Below are 18604 nucleotides of genomic sequence, written 5' to 3' on the forward strand. Positions count from 1 at the left end.
GTAAGCAAATGGGCGGACACATGAAGCAGACCAAAAGCAACAAGTGGCGTATGGCAGCCATTCTCATCGCGTGCATCGCGGCCTATGCGGTACAGGACGACGACGCCAGCAGCATAGCCAACGGAAACACCCTGACTGCCCAGTACACAGCAGCAGTCCAGCGCTAGCAATCCCAAGCGGTGCCTCTGGTGTCCGCACAAAGAACAAGCTGATTCGCTACATGCCTTAGCCCCGTCACCAAAACCGTTCGCCCTGAGCCCGTCGAAGGGCTCAAGGCCAACGGAGGGGTTAGCCTGTGTGACTGGGATCCGAGGCATGTATCCAATCAGAAGAAAAAGGCCTCTAGCGCAGGCGATACCTGCGCAAGCAGCTATAAAAAATATAGTACGCCACCCGTTGGCTGGGTATGCCGCAGGCTGGCAAAATCGGTACATAGGAATACCGACCCAAGCTGCCCGCACATGGCCCGCGAGAACTTCAACGATCTACATGCCTTTGTACTGGTGGCGCGCGAAGGCAGCTTTACCCGGGCCGCCGCGCAGCTGCGTGTCTCCCAGTCGGCGCTGAGCCACACCATCCGTGGGCTGGAGACCCGGCTGGGCATACGTCTACTGACACGCACCACGCGCAGCGTCTCGCCCACCGAAGCCGGGCAGCGCCTGCTGCTCACCCTCAGCTCCCGCTTCGAAGAGATTGAGGCCGAACTGGCCGCGCTGAGTGAGCTGCGCGACAAGCCCGCCGGCACGGTGCGCATCACCGCCGCCCACCATGCCGCCCGCACCGTGCTATGGCCCAAGCTGGCCAAGCTGTTGCCGCACTACCCGGACGTGAAGGTCGAGATCGTCACCGAGTCACGCTTCGTAGACCTCGCAGCCGAACGTTTTGACATGGGCGTGCGTCTGGGCGACCAGGTGGAAAAAGACATGGTGGCGGTGCGCATCTCGTCCGACCTGCGCATGGCCATCGTCGCTACACCGGCCTATTTTGCAGCGCGCAGCCTGCCGCAAACGCCGCACGATCTGGCCGAGCACAACTGCATCAATCTGCGGCTGGCCACGCTGGGCGGTATCTATGCCTGGGAGTTCGAGAAAGACGGCCAAGCGCTCAAAGTACATGTGGAGGGCCAACTGGTATTCAGCGACAGCGTGCCCATGCTGCAAGCGGCTTTGGAAGGATTTGGCGTGGCCTGCGTGCCCGAAGATATGGTCGATGCGCACATCGCCCAGGGCCACCTGGTGCGCGTGCTGCAGGAGTGGTGCCCCTACTTCCAGGGCTACCACCTGTACTTCCCCCGGCGCCGCCAGTCGCTGCCGGCGATGGCCCTGGTGATTGACGCACTTCGCCACCAGACCGCGGGCGCAGCCGCTTAACCCATACAAGCCGCCAACTTGCGGCGACTCTCCGGCAGCACGATCAGCCAGAGCACCGCCGCCAAGGCCAGCACCAGCATCACCGAGCCCGCGGCAAACGCTGCAGCAATCCGGTGGGCCAGCAGCGCCCGCGCATCCAGCGTGCCCTGGTTCACAGCGGCAAACACCACCACCAAAATCGCCAGCCCCAGCGAGCCGCCCAGTTGGTGGGCCGCGTTCACCAGGCCGGACGCAGCGCCCGCGTCTTCCCGGCGCACGCCAGAGATGCCGGCCACCGTCAACGGGCTAAGCGTGCAGCCCTGGCCCAGGCCCAGCAGCACCATGGGCAAGGCGATGCCCGTCAGATACAACGAGTCCACCGACACGCTGCTGAGCCAGACCATGCCCAGTGCGGTGGTAGCCAGGCCCGCCCCGAGTACACGGCCATTGCCAAAGCGCTGGGTCAACCGGGGCACAGCCATAGCGGCGGCGAAGTTGGGAATCGTGGTGGGCAGGTATGCCAGGCCCGCCTCGAACGGGCTGAAGCCCAGCACGCCCTGCAGAAACTGGGTGGTGAAAAACCAGAAGCCCACCATCGCCCCCAGGAACAGCACCCGCGCCACACAGGCCCCGGCCCGCTCGCGGTGGGCAAACAGGCGCAGCGGCATGATGGGCTGCTGCACCCGCGATTCATGCCACACCAGCAGGGCAAGGAGCAGCAGGCCTGCAGCCAGCGACGCCACCGTCAACCCATCGCCCCAGCCCGTGCCGGCCGAACGCACCAGGCCGTACACCAGTGCGCCCATGCCCAGGGTAGAGGCCACGGCACCCAACACATCAAACTGGCCAGAACTATAGCGCTCGGTCTCCTGGATATAGCGCCGCGCGCCCCAGATCACCGCCAGGCCTATGGGCAGGTTGATGAAGAAGCCCACGCGCCAGGACAGCCAGTCGGCAATCACCCCGCCCAGTACAAGACCTATGCTGGCGCCCACGCCGGCAGTGGCGCCGTACAGGCTCAGGGCGCGGGTGCGCTCTGGCCCCTCGGCAAAGTTGGTGGACAGCAACGCCAATGTCGAAGGCGCCAGAATCGCCGAGCCTATGCCCTGCACTGCGCGGGCGCCCAACAGCCATTCGGGCGACTGGGCCAGCCCTATCGCAAGGGACGCCAGTGTGAACAAGCCCATGCCCCACAGAAACATGCGGCGCCGGCCCAGGATGTCGCCGGCCCGCGCACCCAACAACAACAGGCCGCCAAAGGCCAGCGTGTAGGCGTTTTGCACCCAGCTGAGTTCGGTGGCGCTGAACTGCAGGCTTTGCTGGATCTTGGGCAGCGCGGTGATGACGATGGACACGTCCAGCAAGGTCATCAAGTAGCTCACCAGCACAATCGCCATCACCGCCGTGCGGTGTGTGGCGGCGCCCGACGTGCTTGCATGTTTCATATGCTGTCCATCCTGTACTGCGCATCGCTGACCTGCTCCAGCCAGGCTGCGGTGCTGCCGTCGAGCTCCTCCTGGATGGCGATGTGTGTCATGGCCACATGGGCTTGGGCGCCGTGCCAGTGCTCCTCGCCGGCGGCGATCCACACCACGTCGCCGGGGTGTATCTCCTCGCGCGGGCCGCCACGGCGCTGCACCCAGCCGGCGCCTGAAGTGACGATCAGGGTCTGGCCTAGTGGGTGCTGGTGCCAGGCGGTGCGGGCACCGGGCTCGAAGGTGACGCTGGCGCCCAGCGCACGTGCCGGCGGGTGGGCGGGAAACAGGTAGTCCACCCGCACCGTGCCGGTGAAATAGTCGGTCGGGCCTTTGGCGGAAGCTGGTGCGCCGCTGCGTTGGATGTCCATGGTGAGGGTTCCTATGTTTCGTGGATGCAGTGGGGTTCACTGCGAACGAAAAGAACTTTATCCACGGGGGGCGTACTTGATAAGACGGTTAAATTGGCATGGACTTATGAGATTTCCTCACGAATACATCGCCGCCGAAAATTCACAACAAAAAGTGGCTCCAGCGCAGTATTTACCTGCGCAAGAAGCTATGAAAATCGCAGCAAACCTATTGACGCGCCTATGCCGGGTTCCAGTCCAGCCACTGCAGCAGGGCCTGGCACACGGCATCGGACTGCTCCATGGTGCTCATATGGCCGGACTGCTCGACCACGCGCAGCTGCACCGGCGCCGCCCGAAGCAGTGTCTGCATCTGCTCATGCCGGGCCACGGGGCTCCAGGCATCTTCGCGGCCGCACAGCAGCAGCGTGGGGCAGCGGATCTGGCCCAGCAGCGCGGTGGCGTCGGGGCGGTGCAGCAGCGCCTGGATTTGCGCGGCAAACACCTCGGGCGTGCTGCGCTCGATCATGTCCAGAATCTGCGCGAACAGCGGGCTGTCCAGCCGCGATGGGTGCACCATGCCACGCGCCCAGTCACGCCCCATGGCGCGCATGCCGTGCTGGCGCGCGGTCTGTAGCAGCGCCATGCGGTTGTCTCTTTCCTTCTCGCCTTTTGCGCCGGCGTCACGGGCTTCATAGCCGGTGTCCATCAGCGCCAGGCGCTGGATGCGGTCCGGCTGCTGGCGCAACATCTCCAGAGCCACGCGCCCGCCCATGGAATGGCCAGCCACCGCCAACAGCCCCGGGGGCGCGGTCTGCAGCACGTGCTGGGCCATGGATTCGATACGGTCCAGCGTGCCGTAGCTGGCCACCATGCAGGGGCTGCGCTGTTGCAGCGCGGGCAACATGTCTTGCCAAACGCTGGCATCGCACAACAGGCCGGGAAGCAAAACGAGTGTCATGCGCAGATAGTAGCCTGACTACACTGCGGAGCATGTCCCTCCCGCCACAGCCCAGCGCGCAAGATCACCTGACCAGCTACTACTGGAGCGGCGACAGCCTGCGCAGCCGCAGCGTGGGTGCGCATGTGTTGGCCGGCACGGTGGACCTGCCGGCGCTGCCCCTACGGCTACTGGCCGACTGCGAGCGGGAAGTCCTGCGCCAGGGCCTGGAGGCGGGCGACGTGGAGCCCCTGCCCTGGGCGCGTGCACGGGCGCGCTGGCCGGGCTACCCGGCCTGGGTACAGGCCATGTCCGAATGGCTGCGCAGCTTTGGGCTGCACAACGCACTGGCCGGTAGCGATGCCGCCCTCATGGCCTGCCTGGGCGCCCGCTACCACCATGACGCCGCCCACTATGGCAGTGCCGCTTTCTGCAACCTGTTTCTGAGCGAAGACAAAGGGCTGGACGTGCACTTTCCGCACACCGGCCAACGCATCCCGCTGCGCCGGGGTACGGCCTTGGTGTTCGACACCGGCCAGCCGCACGCCGTGATTCCACGCCACCGCAACGCCTTCCATGCAGCCGACTTTAGGCCTGGGCAGGATTGCAGCCAGCTGTTCCTGACCTGGGAACTCCCCATCGAAGATGCACATGTCGCGCAGGCACTTCAATTGGTATTTGACGTAGACCCTCCTGCGGCCCAGCGCTTGGATGACGAGCAACTCTGGTGGCAAGGCGCACCGGCTCAGGTGTGCTCAGAATCCGGCCAGTGGCGCGTGGCCACGCCCGATGGCTCGCCGACAATGGATCTTCCACACAGCACACAGCGCCCCCAGCTTCCATGACGAACCTTCCCACACAAACCCCACGCCGAATCGACGTGGTGGTCTACGCCGGCTTCAAGGCAATAGAGGCGATTGGCGCCATGAGCGTGTTTGAATACGCCAACCTGCATCTGCTGCAAGAAGGCCGCCCCGCAGGCTACGCACTGAACATCGTCTCCGTCGCCGCCGGCCCGGTGGCCTCGGACACCCATATGCTGCTGCAAGCGGCCAGCGCGGTAGATGCCAACGACCTGCCGCACACCGCCATCATCGTCGGCGCACGGCAGATTGAAAAAGCGCTGGCGGCCCACAGCAGCATCGTGGACTGGGCCGCAGCGGTAGCGCCGCGCATCGAGCGCCTGGTGGCCCTGTGCTCCGGCTGCTTCTTCCTGGCAGCAGCCGGCGTGCTGGACGGCCTGCCCGCCACCACGCACTGGAGCGTGGCGACACTGCTGCAAGAGAAGTTCCCGGCGGTGCAGGTGCAGGCCGACGCAATCTACCTGCGCTCGGACCGCTTGTGGACGTCGGCCGGCGTCACGGCCGGCATCGACCTGGCGCTGGCCCTGGTGGAGGAAGATTACGGCCGCAGCCTGGCGCTGCAGGTGGCGCGCGATCTCGTGGTGTACCTGAAGCGGCCCGGCGGCCAGTCGCAGTTCAGCGTGCACCTGAACAGCCAGAGCACCAGCCACCCCGGCATCCGCGAGGTGCAGGACTGGGTGTTATCGAACCTGTCGCTGCCGCTGGACGTGGCCATGCTGGCCGACCGCGCCGCCATGAGCGAGCGCAACTTCCGCCGCGTGTTTGCCAAAGAGGTGGGCAGCAGCCCGCTGCAGTTCATCGAGTCGGCCCGGCTAGAAGCCAGCCGCCGCCTGCTGGAAGAAGGTGAGCTGCCCCTGAAAACCATTGCCGGGCGCATAGGCTTTGCGTCAGAGCAGTCGCTGCGCAAGCTGTTCATCAAGCGCCTCGGCGTAGGCCCGCAGGCCTACCGCGAGCGCTTTGGCGGGGCGCAGCCCTGAAAAATCAACCCGCCTTGCGCAGCTTGGCCACCTGCGTAGCCAACACGTCCATCAGCGTGGGCGACAGGCAGTCGTAGGTCTCCAGCCCAGCGTCGTGCAGCTCCTTGCGGATGCCGGCCATCTGCTCGGGTGGTGTGCCGGTTTCGATGATGGACGAGACAAAAGCCGCGAACTCTGGCCCTGCCCAGCCAGCGTCTTTCGACAGCTCGGTGTGGATGAAGTCCAGGCCGTAGAAGGCGTGGTCCTTGTTCTCGATGCGGCCAAACATGTGCACACCACACGCCTTGCAGGCATGGCGCTGGATGGTGGCGCTGGGGTCCACGATGTGCAGCTTTTCAGGGTGGGCGGTGACATGCACCTTGTCGCGCGACACCACGCCGACGATGGAGAACAGCGCGTTGGCCGGCTTCCAGCATTTGCTGCAGCCGCAGGCATGGTTGTGCGCCACCTGCGCATCGACCTTCACCACCACCGGATCGCTGCTGCAGTGGCAGGTCAGAGTGCCGCCGCTGAAACCCGGTGCGCCCGGCTTCTTGCTTTGGCCCAGGGCGGGGTGCAATGCGGATGTGCTCATGTTTGTCTCCTCAAAGTCGCGCGGAACGGCCGCGCACCGATAACAACACGTTCGCAGGTAGTCATTCCATTTCCAGATCAATCCGAATATGTCGTTGCTTCACCTTGCCGTGGCAAACCACTGTCTGCGGCTTCGCGCCTAATCTCGTATTGATCTGGAAGTGGAATAGGTCAGTGCCCACAACCACCGTTCGGGCTGAGCTAGTCGAAGCCTCTATTCACCGCACCAGGCACTTCGACAAGCTCAGTGCGAACGGGGTGGGTTAGTACAGCACCACGCCGCGAATCGACTCCCCGCGCTTCATCAAATCAAAGCCCTTGTTGATGTCCTCCAGCAGCATGGTGTGGGTGATCAGCGGGTCGATGCTGATCTTGCCTTCCATGTACCAGTCCACGATCTTGGGCACGTCGGTACGGCCGCGTGCGCCGCCGAAGGCCGAGCCTTCCCATTTGCGGCCGGTGACCAACTGGAACGGGCGGGTGCTGATCTCGGCACCGGCCTCGGCCACGCCGATGATGATGCTGCGGCCCCAGCCCTTGTGGGTGCATTCCAGCGCCTGGCGCATGACTTTAGTGTTGCCTATGCACTCGAAGCTGTAGTCGGCACCACCGTCGGTCAGCTGGACGATGGCGTCCACGATGTTGCCGCCTGCGGCTTCAATGTCCTTGGGGTTCAGGAAGTGGGTCATGCCGAAGCTGCGGGCCATGGCTTCACGTTCGGGGTTGATGTCCACGCCGATGATCTTGTCGGCACCGACCATCTTGGCGCCCTGGATCACGTTCAGGCCGATCCCGCCCAGGCCGAAGACGACCACGTTGGCACCAGCTTCCACCTTGGCGGTGAACAGCACGGCTCCGATGCCGGTGGTGACGCCGCAGCCGATGTAGCAGACCTTGTCAAAGGGCGCGTCCTTGCGGATCTTGGCCAGGCTGATCTCGGGGGCCACGGTGTAGTTGCTGAAGGTGCTGGTGCCCATGTAGTGGAAGATGGGCTGGCCGTCCAGGCTGAAGCGGCTGGTGGCGTCGGGCATGAGCCCTTTGCCCTGGGTGCCACGGATGAGCTGGCAGAGGTTGGTCTTGCGGCTCAGGCAGAACTTGCACTGGCGGCATTCGGGGGTGTACAGGGGGATGACGTGGTCGCCTTTTTGCAGGCTGGTGACACCGGGGCCGACATCGACCACGATGCCGGCGCCTTCGTGGCCCAGGATGGCGGGGAAGATGCCTTCGGGGTCGGCGCCGCTGAGGGTGTAGTAGTCGGTGTGGCAGATGCCGGTGGCCTTGATCTCGACCAGCACTTCGCCGAACTTGGGGCCTTGCAGGTCCACGGTTTCTATGGTCAGGGGGGCGCCTGCTTTCCAGGCGACTGCGGCTTTGGTTTTCATGGTGTGTCTCTGTGGGGGTCTACAAATATGGACGCGAATGTAATGCTGCGCCGGCCCGTGCCACGCTGCCATCGGGCCCATCCAGCATGAATGGCCGTGTTGGGGCGCATCTTGGCCGGATTGCACCCCTGTCAAACATTTGCTATGCAAAACATAGCTGCTTGTGCAGGTACTTCCTGCGCCAGAGCCCTAAAACACTTGTATTTTCAAAACGCAGACCCAACAGCAAGCCCTGCTGCCAGCGCAGCACCTGGGCCGCAGCCTGCTGCAAAACCAGCAGACGTAGCCTGTCGCAAAGCAGCTAAGTCTTTGATTTAACTCATAAAAATCATTGGCACAGTCCTGGCATATATGGAATATGCGATCAAACCGCTGCGGCTTCCGTGCAGTGGGCATATCAACATTCCAGGAGAACCGCCATGAACCCCCACCCCACGCCGGCCACCGCTGCTTGGAGCCCCTACGACCACCCTGCCCTGGCCGACAAGTTCCGCCCCATCTTCCAGCGCATAGCAGACACCGTGCTGGAGCGCGAGCGCACGCGCACCCTGCCGCATGAGCCCATCACCTGGCTGAAGCAGGCCGGCTTTGGCGCGGTGCGGGTGCCGGTGGAGCATGGGGGAGGCGGCGCGTCGATTCCGCAGCTGTTCCAGCTGTTGGTTGAACTGTCGGAAGCCGACTCCAACGTCACCCAGGCGCTGCGCGGGCATTTCGCATTTGTGGAAGACCGGCTCAACGCACCGGCCAGCCCCCAGCGCGATGTGTGGCTTAAGCGCTTTGTGGCGGGCGAGCTGGTAGGCAATGCCTGGTCAGAAGTGGGCAGCGTGGCGATTGGCGACGTGATCACCAAGGTGTCGCAAAAGGACGGCGAATGGGTGGCCAATGGCCGCAAGTTCTACAGCACCGGCAGCATCTTTGCCGACTGGATCGACCTGTACGCACGCCGTGCCGACAACAACGCAGACATCATCGCGGCGGTCAGCACCCACCAGCCGGGCGTGGTGCAGCAAGACGACTGGGACGGGTTTGGCCAGCGCACCACCGGCAGCGGCACCTCGGTGTACACCGACGCCAAGATTGCCGAAGAAAACATCTTCCCCTTCGAGACCCGCTTCAAGTACCAGACCGCCTACTACCAGCTGTTCCACCTGGCCACGCTGGCCGGCATTGGCCGCGCGATTGAGCGTGACGTGGCCCAGCAGGTGCGGGATCGCCAGCGCATCTACAGCAACGGCAACGCATCGCACGTCAGCCAGGACGCGCAAATCCAGCAGGTGGTGGGCCAAATCTCGGCCCTGGTCTACGCCGCCGAAGCCACGGCCCTGCGCGCCACCCTGCCGGCCCAGCGCGCATTTGAAGCCCGGCTGCAGGGCGACAACCCCGAGGCCGAGCGCCAGGCCAATATCGACGCCGAAATCGAATCCGCCCAAGGGCAGATCGTCGTGTCCGAGCTGGTGCTGCGTGCCGGTACCGACCTGTTCAACGCGCTGGGCGCATCTGCCGCCAGCACCAGCAAGTCGCTAGACCGCCACTGGCGCAACGCCCGCACCGTGGCATCGCACAACCCCATCGTCTACAAGTCGCGCATCGTGGGCGACTGGCGCATCAACGGCACCGAGCCACCCTACGTATGGCAAATCGGCAACGGCCCAAGCCGCAAGGTTTGAACCTGTCTTTCATCTTCAAGGAATCACCATGAGTACTGCTACCCTGGACCGCCCCCGCGTCAATTCCACAGCGCCGTTTGCCGCCCGCCCTCGACCCATTCAACCGGCCCACATGATCCGCGACGATGCCGAAGCCATCACCGTGGCGCACCGCCTGGCAGCAGAGTTCCGCAAGGAATCGGCCCTGCGCGACCGCGAAGGCCTGCTACCACTTTCAGAGCTGGACGCGTACTCGCAAAGCGGGCTGTGGGGCATCAACGTGCCCAAGGCATTTGGCGGTGCGGGCGTGTCCTACGCCACGCTGGCCCAGGTGATACGCATCCTGGCCGAGGGCGACTCCAGCCTGGCCCAGATCACCCAAAACCACCTGGCCCTGGTCGCCCACATCGCGCTGGACGCCACACCCGCACAGCAGGCCGAGCTGTTCGGCCTGGTGCTGCAAGGCATACGCTTCGGCAATGCCTTCTCTGAAAAAAACAGCAAGACCGTGGCGGCGTTCGAGACCACCTTCAAGATCGAAGGCGATACCGCTGTGGTTAACGGCCAAAAGTTCTACACCACCGGCGCGCTGCTGGCGCACATCGTGCCCATCGTCACGGTAGACCCCATCGAAGGCAAAGGCTACCTGGCTTTTGCCGACCGCAATGCCGACGGCTTGACCGTGGTGAACGACTGGTCCAGCTTTGGCCAGCGCACTACCGCCTCCGGCTCCATCCAAATCGTGGACGTGCGCGTGCCGCTGAGCCGCCTGGTGCCGGTGGCGGCATTCGACCGACCCACGGCAGCGGGCGCCATCTCGCAAATCATCCAGGCCGCGATTGACGGCGGCATTGCCGCTGGCGCGATTGCCGAGACCATCTCCTTCGTGAAAAACCGCAGCCGCCCCTGGATCGACAGCGGCAAGGAAACCGCTGCCGAAGACCCGTTCACCATCAGCGCCATCGGCGACCTGACGCTGCGCCTGCACGCCGCCGAAGCCCTGCTGGAGCGCGCCGGCCGCGCCATCGACCTGGCCCTGGCCGAGCCCAACGAGGCCACGGTGAACGCCGCCACCCTGGCCACCGCCGAAGCCAAGGTGCTGACCACCGAAGCCGCGATTGCCGCCACCAACAAGCTGTTCGAACTGGCCGGCACCCGCTCCACCCTGGCCGAGCACAACCTGGACCGCCACTGGCGCAACGCCCGCGTGCACACCCTGCACGACCCGGTACGCTGGAAATACTTCCACCTGGGCAACTACCACCTGAACGGTGTTCACGCCCCACGCCACGCCTGGAGCTAAGCAATGGCCCGACAGATACGCTTCAACGCGTTCGAAATGAACTGCGTGGCCCACCAGTCTCCCGGGCTGTGGGCGCACCCGCGCGACAGGTCGTGGGAATACAAAGACCTGCGCTACTGGACCGACCTGGCCAAGACGCTGGAGAAGGGCTTCTTCGACGGCATCTTCATCGCCGACGTGATCGGCTACTACGACGTCTACAAGGGCAGCAACTACCACGCGCTACAACAGGGCGCGCAGATACCGGTGAACGACCCGCTGCAACTGGCCGCGCCCATCGCCATGGTGACCGAGCACCTGGGCATAGGCATTACCGCGTCCACATCGTTTGAGCATCCCTACACCTTTGCGCGGCGCCTCTCCACCGCCGACCACCACACCCAGGGCCGGCTGGGCTGGAACATCGTCACCTCCTACCTGGAGAGCGGCGCCAAGAACATCAGCCAGGGCGGCCTGCGCCGGCACGACAACCGCTACGAGGTGGCCAACGAATACGTGGAGGTGCTGTACAAGCTGCTGGAAGGCAGCTGGGAGGCCGACGCCGTGGTGCGCGACCGGGCCAAGGGCATCTTTGCCCACCCGGAAAAGATCCACGAAATCGCCCACAAGGGCAAGTACTTCGACGTGCCCGGCTACCACCTGAGCGAGCCCTCACCGCAGCGCACACCCGTGCTGTACCAGGCCGGCGCGTCCGGCCCCGGCAAGAGCTTTGCGGCCCAGCACGCCGAATGCGTGTTCGTCGCCGCGCCCACGCAGAACGTGCTGAAAAACTATGTGCGCGACGTGCGCGAGCAGGCAGCCATCGCCGGGCGCGACCCGCGCAAGCTACTGGTCTACAACCTGGTGACCGTGATCGTCGACGAGACCGACGCCAAGGCGCAAGCCAAGTTCGAGGAATACCAGCGCTACGCCTCTTACGACGGCGCGCTGGTCTTCATGTCCGGCTGGACCGGCATCGACTTCGGCCAATACGCACCCACCGAGCTGGTGCGCAAGGTGGACACCAACGCCATCCTGTCCGCCGTGGAAGTGCTGGCCGGTGGCGACCGCTCCTGGACCATCGAGGAATTAGCGAAGTGGGGCGGCGTAGGCGGCCTGGGCCCGGTGTTCGTAGGCTCGGCCGCCACCGTGGCCGACATCCTGCAACAGTGGGTGGAGGCCACCGACATCGACGGCTTCAACCTGGCCTACGCCATCGCACATGAGACCTTTGAAGACGTCGTCACCCACCTGGTGCCCGAGCTGCAACGACGCGGCGTCTACCCCACGGCCTACAAGCCCGGCACGCTACGCGAAAAACTGTTCGGCAATGGCCCCCTGCTACCCGCCAGCCACCCGGCGCACCAGTACCGCGATATTGAAAAAGTGAAGAGAGAGGGTGGGCAAAGAAGCGCGCCAGCGGCGGCTGAGGCAGAGCGGGAGGCTGCTTTGTCGTAAGCCGGTAGACTGGCGTTTGCTTCGTTTTTTATAGCTACCAGCGCAGGTATCTTCTGCGCTGGTGGCTATTTTTTCTTGTGGGGTTGGGCGCGCAGCTAGCAATTGACACAACGCCCAAGTTAATCAACAAACATGCGAAGCATTTTTGTCCGCGTTGAACTGCCGGTTAGGCCAATTACAAATATGAGTTACTTTCCGCGTAGTACTGAAGTCATGTGCTTCAACGTGTCACGTATCAGGCTACTCACATGAATCAACACATCTCGACCTGTATCCTCACCCAGGCGTCGAGTCATTATGCGTAAAGCATAGCTCTCGCGTGGTTTGGAACCCTTAACCTCTAGCCTTTGGACCTTTGCCTTCTCGTCGGAAGTCAAAGCCTTCAAATCACCGAATTCATCAAAAAATGAAACAATCTGCCCAATGACATGCAGCTTTGCAAAATCTGAGTGTTTTTCATTACTGATTAATTGAAATAACTTGCTGGCTGTTTTGTTTCCTAACACTTCGACAATTGTGAGGCAAGAGTATGGATAGTTTGACGGAAGCTGAAGGTATGTAAGCACCATCGATAGGTCTCCGCCTCGAACACTCCAGTCAATAGACCAGTCAGTGTTGAATTCGGGTTCTTTTACTCGAGCCATTGCTGAATTTGTGACCTTGGCGATTCCTTCTGTGACGCTTCTAAGCCCGTCATCAAAGTTTGTCCTAAAGTCAGCAAACATTTTTCCACGAGCAAACACTGGTACATCGCATTCTTCGAGCATCACAGGCATTACTACGACACGTTTCTCTTCAAGCTCTCGCAAAAGGCCAGCAGAGAGCTCCTTCTTACACCACTCGGACCCTGTTGATGCCTTGGACAGGATGACCAACAAGGCACTTGAGCCATCAACTGCTTCCTGCACACGGTCAACTATAGAGTCACCGACCGCTAGCTCCCAACGGTCAAGCCACACGTTTACGTTACGACTAACAAGTTGAATTGCTAATTTGTCTACAAATTTCTTATCTTTGTGAGAGTAGCTAATAAATATCGGCATTTGGATGAGTCTTATGGGGCAGGTATATCGGAAGTTCTAACGAACGTACATCGCAAAGCCTGTGGGATAAAAAAGTCGTTACGTTATGTTCCGACCATCTAAATCTACTAGAAATAACTAGCAAAACTGGCTTCTCAGCCATCTACTTAGACAAATATCTAGGTACAAAGCTCCTCCAAACCCCGCAAGCTTTTCGACAGTCATCTTAGCCGTCGAATGCAGACTTGATGCACCACAAACAGATGAAAAAATCTATTCGCAAACAGGCAGATCACACCCCAGAAAACCCTGCTCCACCGCATTCAACAACGCCAGGGCCAGACCCATGCCTGATGGCAACCCATTCAATTGGCGCTTCCTGCCTTCAGTGAATAAGCCTTGTGAATCGGCAAAGGCTGTCACCACACATTCCAACTACGCGCACAGCTCTTTGCTGACCGCGCAGCACCACCACCTCGACCTGCTGCCCCAGCAGCATCCAAAAACAGCATATGCATGTGCGCAAACCAACTATGCCGCACGCGCTGCTGCCCCAGCAGCAACACATCCGCAGCCTGTTGGAAACCCAGCACCCACACCACCCCAAAAAACTTCCTAAACCATTGATTTAAATCAATATTTCTTCTGGCACGCCATTCGCATAGAGCCACTGTGCTGCAAATAGGTTGCGGCTTCCAAACAGAGGTCCTATCAACATGGTGAAGAAACTGAAAGTCGTGGCTGTATCCGGTGGTTTGCAGCGCCCCTCCCGCACGTTGGTGCTGGTACAAGAACTGTTGGCCGCGCTGGGCGATGCCCTGCCTATCGACGTGCATTTGATCGAACTGGGCAACATCGGTCCTCAGTTTGCCGGTGCGCTATACCGCAGCCAGCTGCCCGCCGCTGTGGAGGCCGAGGTGGCCGCCATCGAATCGGCCGACCTGCTGATCGTGGCAAGCCCGGTGTACCGGGGCTCGTACACCGGCCTGTTCAAGCACCTGTTTGACTTCGTGCACCACGAGGCGCTGATCGATGTGCCAGTGCTGCTGGCCGCCACCGGTGGCAGCGACCGCCACGCGCTGGTGATCGACCACCAACTGCGCCCTCTGTTCAGCTTCTTCCAGTCGCGCACGCTGCCGATTGGCGTGTACGCGGTGGAGAAGGACTTTGACGGCTACGAGATCAGCAGCCCTGCGCTGCGCGACCGCATTGCCCTGGCGATTGCCCGCGCCGTTCCCCAGCTGTCGCACCGCGCAGCCCCAGCCACGGCGCAAGAAGCCGTCGCCGCCTAAGCCACAACGAATAGGAGCCCCCACATGAGCACAAGCCCCTCCACCCCTGCAGAAGTCAAGTTCGCCTACTGGGTACCCAACGTCAGCGGCGGCCTGGTGGTCAGCACCATCAAGCAGCGCACAGACTGGAGCCTGGAATACAACCAGAAGCTGGCGCTCACGGCCGAGAAAGCCGGTTTTGAGTACGCGCTGAGTCAGATCCGCTTTACCGCCGGCTACGGTGCCGAGTACCAGCACGAGTCCGTGTCCTTCAGCCAGGCGCTGTTGCATGCCACCACCAAGCTGAAAGTGATTGCGGCCATCCTGCCTGGCCCCTGGAACCCGGCCGTAGTGGCCAAGCAGATCGCCACCATCGACCACATCTCCAACGGGCGCATTGCTGTCAACCTGGTGAGTGGCTGGTTCAAGGGCGAGTTCCAGGCGATTGGCGAACCCTGGCTGGAGCACGACGAGCGCTACCGCCGCACCAACGAATTTATCCGTGCGCTCAAAGGCATCTGGACGCAAGACAACTTCAGCTTCAAGGGCGACTTCTACCGCTTCACCGACTACACGCTGAGCCCCAAGCCCATCCAAAAGCCGCACCCGGAAATCTTCCAGGGCGGCAGCTCGCGTGCCGCACGCGACAACGCGGCCAGCGTGTCCGACTGGTACTTCACCAACGGCAACACGCCCGACAAGCTGAAGGAGCAGATCGACGACATCCAGACCAAGGCAGCGCAGAACGGCCACAAGGTGCGAATAGGTGTGAACGCCTTCGTCATCGCGCGCGACACCGAGGAAGAAGCCAAGGCCGTGCTGGCCGACATCATCAAGCACGCCCATGTGGAAGCCGTGCACGCCTTTGGCGACGCGGTGAAGCAAGCCGGCAAGGCATCGCCCGAGGGTGAAGGCAACTGGGCCAAGTCCACCTTTGAAGACCTGGTGCAATACAACGACGGCTTCCGCACCAACCTGATCGGCACGCCGCAGCAGATCGCCGAGCGCATCGTCGCGCTGAAGGCGATTGGCGTGGACCTGGTGCTGACCGGCTTTTTGCACTTCATCGAAGAGGTGGAGTACTTCGGCCAGAAGGTGCTGCCCCTGGTGCGCGCCCTTGAAGCAGCCCAGGCAGAAAAGCAGGCCGAGCCTGCGCTGGAAGCCGTGGCCTAAGGACTGCACAACATGCCCAGCGCCAGCCTAGGCCTGGACCGGCTCGCACCGGTCTCGCCGCCACCGACCACCACGCTCAGGCAAAGCACCGAGCGGCCCAGCCCGGTACGGCCCGCCCACACAGCGCCCGCCGCTGCCACGGCAGCGACGCCCGTGTTGCGGCTGGAAGACATCCATCTGTCTTTTGGCGGCGTGACCGCATTGGCCGGCGTGGACCTGTCGATTGCGGCCGGAGAAATCCGCGCCGTGATCGGGCCGAATGGTGCGGGTAAAAGTTCGCTGGTGAATGTGGTCAGCGGCCTGTACCGGCCCGACCAGGGACGCATATGGATAGGCGGCAAAGACTTTGCCCAGGTGCCCACGCCACAGCTGGCGCGGCTGGGCGTGGCGCGCACCTTCCAGAACCTGGCGCTGTTCAAGGGGCTGACAGTGCGCGACAACATCGTGATGGGCCGGGTGGATACCGTGCGCTCCACATTCATAGAGCAATGGATAGGCCTGGGCCGCGCACGGCGCGAGCGTGACGATGCGCAGGCCCGCACCGACGAGATCATGGGCTTTCTGGGCCTGCAAAACGTCCGTGAAAAGCCGGCCGGAACCCTGCCCTATGGCCTGCAAAAGCGGGTAGAGCTGGCACGTGCCCTGGTGGCGCGCCCGCAACTGCTGTTGCTGGACGAACCCATGGCCGGCATGACCGTGACCGAGAAGAGCGAGATGGCGCATTTCGTGCGCGCCGCGCGCGACCAGTTCGGCACCACCATCCTGTTGATCGAGCATGACATTGGCGTGGTGCTGGCCTTGTCGGACCGCGTGGCGGTGCTTGACTATGGCCGCAAGATCGCCGACGGCACACCCGCCGAAGTGCGCGACGACCCGGCGGTCATTGACGCCTATCTGGGCGTAGCCCATGCAGAAGAAAGCCTGTGATGGACGGATTTGATTTCGCCTTTTTTGCCGAAGTGCTGGTGGGTGGCCTGCTCTCCGGTGTGATGTATTCGCTGGTGGCGATTGGCTTTGTGCTGATCTACAAAACATCCGGTGCCTTGAATTTTGCGCAGGGTGCACAGCTGCTGTTTGCTGCGCTGACTTTTGTGAGCCTGGTGGAGCGGGGCATCAGCTTTCCGCTGGCGCTGCTGGCTACTTTTGCGCTGATGGTGCTGCTAGGCCTGGCGGTGGAGCGCGTGGTGCTGCGCCCGCTGGTGAACCAGCCGCCCATCACCCTGTTCATGGCCACGCTGGGTCTGTCGTATGTGATCGAAGGTGTGGCCCAAATGTTATGGGGCACCCAGGTGCATGCGCTGGACCTGGGCATTGCCGATGAGCCGATCGAGGTGTGGGGCATCTTGATCTCCACCTTCGACCTGTTTGCGGCTGCCATTGCCGGCACCATGGTGGCGCTGCTGTCGGCCTTCTTCCGCTATACGCATGTGGGCCTGGCCTTTCGCGCCGTGGCCGACGATACCTATGCCGCCATCGCCGTAGGTCTGCGCCTGCCGCGCATCTGGGCCACGGTGTGGGCCACCGCCGGCACCATCGCGCTGGTGGCAGGCCTGCTGTGGGGCGCACGGCTGGGGGTGCAGTTTTCGCTGTCGCTGGTGGTGCTGAAGGCACTGCCGGTGCTGATGCTGGGTGGCTTTGATTCCATTTTGGGCGCCATCGTCGGCGGCCTGCTGATCGGCGCGCTGGAGAAGCTGGCCGAGGTGTATCTGGGCCCCTTCGTCGGTGGCGGCATTGAAAGCTGGTTTGCCTATGTGGCGGCACTGGCCTTTTTGCTGGTTCGGCCAGCTGGTCTGTTTGGCCAGAAGCTGGTGGAGCGCGCATGAGCACCGCAGCATTCCCCGCCAAGTTGTGGGTCGCACCAGTGGCCTTGCTGTTGATTGCCTATGGCCTAGTGCCCGCAGTGGGCAGTGCGTATTTGTTCGATGCGATCCTGATCCCGTTCCTGGCGCTGTCGCTGGCGGCCGTGGGGCTGAACCTGTTGACGGGCTACGCCGGCCAGCTGTCTCTGGGATCGGCCGCCTTTATGGCCGTGGGCGCGTTCGCGGCATACAACTTCAATCTGCGCCTGCCCGGCCTGCCGCTGCTAGTCAGCATTGCACTGGCGGGCCTGTCGGCCACGGTCATCGGTCTGGTGTTTGGCCTGCCCAGCCTGCGTTTGCGCGGCTTCTACCTGGCCGTGTCCACACTGGCGGCGCAATTCTTTGTGCAATGGGCCTTGACCAAGTTCAGCTGGTTCACCAACGACAACGCGTCGGGTGTGATCGATGCGCCTCCGCTGCAGGTGCTGGGCTTCAGCTTTGACACGCCGGTGGGCCGCTACCTGTTTGCGCTGACCCTGGTGGCGGTGTTGACTGCGCTGATCTGGCGCCTGGTGGGTACGCAGACCGGGCACAACTTCATCGCCATCCGCGACAACGAGTTGGCCGCCCGCGTGATCGGCGTGCCGGTGCTGCGCACCAAGCTGCTGGCGTTTGCGATTTCGTCCTTCATCGTTGGCGTGGCGGGTGTGCTGTGGGCCTTTGTGTACCTGCGCACGGTGGAGCCTGCGGGCTTCAACCTGGACCGCTCGTTCCAGATTTTGTTCATCGTCATCATCGGCGGGCTGGCCACCATACGTGGGGCCTTTCTGGGTGCCGCGCTAATTGTGGTGTTTCCACTGCTGCTATCACGCGTGGGTGCTCTGCTACTTGGCGGCTGGTTCGACTCTGGCGTACTCGACATGACCCAGCGCATCGTGCTGGGCGCACTGATCATCTTTTTCCTCATCGTAGAACCGCAAGGCTTGGCCGCCCTTTGGCATCGCGCACGGAAGAAGCTGTAGATATGACTCACCCCCAGGCTTC

18 protein-coding genes are annotated in these 18604 nt (G+C 62.7%); 11 read left to right on the top strand and 7 right to left on the bottom strand.

Annotation, left to right across the window (positions count from 1 at the left end):
* Positions 1 to 461 precede the first annotated feature (461 nt).
* On the top strand, positions 462 to 1370 hold the full coding sequence (locus AC4BBN_RS04315; protein WP_490590716.1) for a LysR family transcriptional regulator: 909 nt from the start codon (positions 462 to 464) through the stop codon (positions 1368 to 1370).
* Here the strand turns inward: AC4BBN_RS04315 and AC4BBN_RS04320 are convergent.
* From AC4BBN_RS04320 to AC4BBN_RS04330, 3 genes are all read right to left on the bottom strand, one after another.
* On the bottom strand, positions 1367 to 2794 hold the full coding sequence (locus tag AC4BBN_RS04320; protein ID WP_490590717.1) for an MFS transporter: 1428 nt from the start codon (positions 2792 to 2794) through the stop codon (positions 1367 to 1369). The two genes, AC4BBN_RS04315 and AC4BBN_RS04320, sit on opposite strands and share 4 nt — an antisense overlap.
* Entirely contained in the window at positions 2791 to 3195 is a 405-nt protein-coding gene (locus AC4BBN_RS04325) for a (R)-mandelonitrile lyase (RefSeq protein WP_490590718.1), read from the bottom strand. Before AC4BBN_RS04325 ends, AC4BBN_RS04320 begins: the two co-directional genes overlap by 4 nt.
* A 220-nt stretch (positions 3196 to 3415) precedes the next feature.
* A complete protein-coding gene (locus AC4BBN_RS04330) occupies positions 3416 to 4135 on the bottom strand; it encodes an alpha/beta fold hydrolase (RefSeq protein WP_490590719.1) in 720 nt (239 codons plus the stop codon).
* Between the two features lie 32 nt (positions 4136 to 4167).
* On the opposite strand from AC4BBN_RS04330, the gene AC4BBN_RS04335 reads away from it, so the two are divergent.
* On the top strand, positions 4168 to 4959 hold the full coding sequence (locus tag AC4BBN_RS04335; protein ID WP_490590720.1) for a hypothetical protein: 792 nt from the start codon (positions 4168 to 4170) through the stop codon (positions 4957 to 4959).
* Positions 4956 to 5954 carry a GlxA family transcriptional regulator gene (locus AC4BBN_RS04340; RefSeq protein ID WP_490590721.1) on the top strand — a complete coding sequence of 333 codons (999 nt, stop codon included), beginning with the start codon at positions 4956 to 4958 and terminating at the stop codon, positions 5952 to 5954. The genes AC4BBN_RS04335 and AC4BBN_RS04340 overlap by 4 nt, the downstream gene beginning before the upstream one ends.
* Before the next feature lie 4 nt (positions 5955 to 5958).
* Here the strand turns inward: AC4BBN_RS04340 and gfa are convergent, their stop codons facing one another.
* Both gfa and AC4BBN_RS04350 read right to left on the bottom strand, forming a co-directional pair.
* Entirely contained in the window at positions 5959 to 6528 is a 570-nt protein-coding gene (gene gfa / locus AC4BBN_RS04345) for an S-(hydroxymethyl)glutathione synthase (protein WP_490590722.1), read from the bottom strand.
* Between the two features lie 262 nt (positions 6529 to 6790).
* Entirely contained in the window at positions 6791 to 7909 is a 1119-nt protein-coding gene (locus AC4BBN_RS04350; RefSeq protein WP_490590723.1) for an S-(hydroxymethyl)glutathione dehydrogenase/class III alcohol dehydrogenase, read from the bottom strand.
* 419 nt (positions 7910 to 8328) lie between these two features.
* On the opposite strand from AC4BBN_RS04350, the gene AC4BBN_RS04355 reads away from it, so the two are divergent.
* From AC4BBN_RS04355 to AC4BBN_RS04365, 3 genes are read left to right on the top strand one after another with little or no spacing between them, the layout of a single operon-like run.
* Positions 8329 to 9576, top strand: a complete 1248-nt coding sequence (locus AC4BBN_RS04355; RefSeq protein ID WP_490590724.1) for an acyl-CoA dehydrogenase family protein — start codon at positions 8329 to 8331, stop codon at positions 9574 to 9576.
* Positions 9577 to 9604: 28 nt separating this feature from the next.
* The gene (locus tag AC4BBN_RS04360) at positions 9605 to 10858 is read left to right on the top strand and encodes an SfnB family sulfur acquisition oxidoreductase (protein WP_490590725.1); all 1254 of its coding nucleotides are present in this window, start codon (positions 9605 to 9607) and stop codon (positions 10856 to 10858) included.
* 3 nt (positions 10859 to 10861) lie between these two features.
* Positions 10862 to 12295 carry an LLM class flavin-dependent oxidoreductase gene (locus AC4BBN_RS04365; protein WP_490590726.1) on the top strand — a complete coding sequence of 478 codons (1434 nt, stop codon included), beginning with the start codon at positions 10862 to 10864 and terminating at the stop codon, positions 12293 to 12295.
* Between the two features lie 188 nt (positions 12296 to 12483).
* On the opposite strand, the gene AC4BBN_RS04370 is transcribed toward AC4BBN_RS04365, so the two are convergent.
* Together AC4BBN_RS04370 and AC4BBN_RS04375 are read right to left on the bottom strand one after the other, a co-directional pair.
* The gene (locus AC4BBN_RS04370; protein WP_490590727.1) at positions 12484 to 13338 is read right to left on the bottom strand and encodes a toll/interleukin-1 receptor domain-containing protein; all 855 of its coding nucleotides are present in this window, start codon (positions 13336 to 13338) and stop codon (positions 12484 to 12486) included.
* A 252-nt stretch (positions 13339 to 13590) separates the two neighbouring features.
* Positions 13591 to 13740: a hypothetical protein gene (locus tag AC4BBN_RS04375; RefSeq protein ID WP_490590728.1), complete on the bottom strand. Its 150-nt coding sequence runs from the start codon at positions 13738 to 13740 to the stop codon at positions 13591 to 13593.
* Positions 13741 to 14033: 293 nt separating this feature from the next.
* Between AC4BBN_RS04375 and msuE the strand changes: the two genes are divergently transcribed.
* Genes msuE through AC4BBN_RS04400 form a run of 5 tightly spaced genes read left to right on the top strand, consistent with a single transcriptional unit; the run spans position 14034 to position 18582 of the window.
* Positions 14034 to 14609: an FMN reductase gene (gene msuE / locus AC4BBN_RS04380; protein ID WP_490590729.1), complete on the top strand. Its 576-nt coding sequence runs from the start codon at positions 14034 to 14036 to the stop codon at positions 14607 to 14609.
* A gap of 24 nt (positions 14610 to 14633) precedes the next feature.
* A complete protein-coding gene (gene sfnG, locus AC4BBN_RS04385) occupies positions 14634 to 15761 on the top strand; it encodes a dimethylsulfone monooxygenase SfnG (protein ID WP_490590730.1) in 1128 nt (375 codons plus the stop codon).
* A 12-nt stretch (positions 15762 to 15773) separates the two neighbouring features.
* Complete coding sequence (locus AC4BBN_RS04390; RefSeq protein WP_490590731.1) at positions 15774 to 16688, top strand: ABC transporter ATP-binding protein; 915 nt, start codon at positions 15774 to 15776, stop codon at positions 16686 to 16688.
* On the top strand, positions 16688 to 17584 hold the full coding sequence (locus AC4BBN_RS04395) for a branched-chain amino acid ABC transporter permease (protein WP_490590732.1): 897 nt from the start codon (positions 16688 to 16690) through the stop codon (positions 17582 to 17584). The genes AC4BBN_RS04390 and AC4BBN_RS04395 overlap by 1 nt, the downstream gene beginning before the upstream one ends.
* On the top strand, positions 17581 to 18582 hold the full coding sequence (locus tag AC4BBN_RS04400; protein WP_490590733.1) for a branched-chain amino acid ABC transporter permease: 1002 nt from the start codon (positions 17581 to 17583) through the stop codon (positions 18580 to 18582). The genes AC4BBN_RS04395 and AC4BBN_RS04400 overlap by 4 nt, the downstream gene beginning before the upstream one ends.
* Positions 18583 to 18604 lie beyond the last annotated feature (22 nt).

This window comes from Rhodoferax sp. SPJ21 (assembly GCF_058216335.1).